The following is a 1,468-nucleotide window of genomic DNA, read 5'->3' on the forward strand; positions in this document are numbered from 1 at the left end:
CTGGCGGTGGCTCCGTCCGCCGCGCCGGGCGAGGTGCTCACCCGGGCCGTCGCCCGTGACCAGGCCTGGGCCCACGCCCCGGTGGTCTGCACCGACGCCCACGGCGAGGTGCTGGGCACCGTCTCGGTCGCCGCGCTCGTCGACGCCGTCACGGGGCGGCTCCGGCCCTCGGACCAGCGGGGGGACGTCCCCACGCAGGCCGCCCTCGCCCACACCATCGTCCGCGCCTCATCCAGGCGCGGTGCCGCAACCCCCGAGGAGACACGATGAAGACGTTCCGATGCGGTGACCTGGTGCCCGGCTGCACCCAGACGTTCCGCGGCACCCCCGAGGAGATCCTGACCGGCGTCGGCGGGCACGCACGCGCCGACCACGGCATGACCGAGATCGGTCCCGACCTCGTCGCGGCCGTCCGGGACCGCATGGTGCCCGTCGACTGAGCACCCAGCGCCCCGCGCGTCGGCTCCGTCGTAGGATTAGCACTCGGGCATGGCGAGTGCCATGCGTGGACGAGGACGGAGCACGGGGGTGCCATGAGCGAGGACCGCAGGCTCGAGGTCCTGCGCGCGATCGTCGAGGACTACGTCCAGACCCGTGAACCGGTGGGTTCACGGGTCCTGGTCGAACGGCACGCGCTGGGGGTCTCGCCGGCCACCATCCGCAACGACATGGCCGCGCTCGAGGACGCCGGGTACATCGCCCAGCCGCACACGTCCGCCGGTCGGGTGCCCACCGACAAGGGCTACCGGCTCTTCGTGGACCAGCTCTCCACCGTCAAGCCGCTGTCGGCGCCCGAACGGCGCGCCATCCAGCAGTTCCTCGTCGACGCCGTCGACCTGGACGACGTCGTGGACCGCTCGGTCCGACTCCTCGCCCAGCTCACCCAGCAGGTCGCGGTCGTGCAGTACCCCTCGCTGAGGCGCTCGGCACTGCGGCACCTGGAGCTCGTACCCGTGGGCGCCACACGCCTGCTCGTGGTCATCATCACCGACACCGGACGGGTGGAGCAGAGGGTCCTGGAGCTCGACGCACCCGTGCCCGAGCACCTGGTGCCCGAGCTCCGCGCGCGCCTGAACGCCGCCGTCGCCGGACGACGCCTGGTGGACCTGCCCGAGCCGTTGGCCCGCACCGCCACGGCATTCCCCGACGCCCACCGGCCCCTGGTGCAGAAGGTCGTCGCCGTGGTCGAGGACACCCTCGGCGAGGCGACCGAGGAGCGGGTCGTGATCGCCGGGGCCTCGCACCTGGCGCGCACGGGCACCGACTTCACCGGCACCATCCGACCGGTGCTGGAAGCGCTCGAGGAGCAGGTGGTCCTGCTCCGTCTGCTCACCGAGATGGCCGAGGACTCCGCCGGGGTGTCGGTGCGCATCGGCCGTGAGAACGACCACGTCGGCCTCGCGGAGGCCTCCGTCGTGGCGACCGGATACGGTGCGGACGGCGATCCCGTGGCCCGCATCGGCTCGGT

3 protein-coding genes are annotated in these 1,468 nt (G+C 73.1%); all 3 read left to right on the plus strand.

Annotated features, from left to right (window positions below; translation table 11 throughout):
- Positions 1-270: hypothetical protein (locus N869_RS18065; protein WP_035062988.1), on the plus strand; the 270-nt coding region annotated here is incomplete at its 5' end.
- On the plus strand, positions 267-440 hold the full coding sequence (locus N869_RS17110; protein WP_084137290.1) for a DUF1059 domain-containing protein: 174 nt from the start codon (positions 267-269) through the stop codon (positions 438-440). The genes N869_RS18065 and N869_RS17110, both read left to right, overlap by 4 nt.
- 93 nt (positions 441-533) lie before the next feature.
- The coding region (gene hrcA, locus N869_RS15005) for a heat-inducible transcriptional repressor HrcA (protein ID WP_035062990.1) at positions 534-1,468 on the plus strand (935 nt) is incomplete at its 3' end.

The organism is Cellulomonas bogoriensis 69B4 = DSM 16987, from assembly GCF_000767165.1.
Lineage (GTDB): Bacteria > Actinomycetota > Actinomycetes > Actinomycetales > Cellulomonadaceae > Actinotalea > Actinotalea bogoriensis.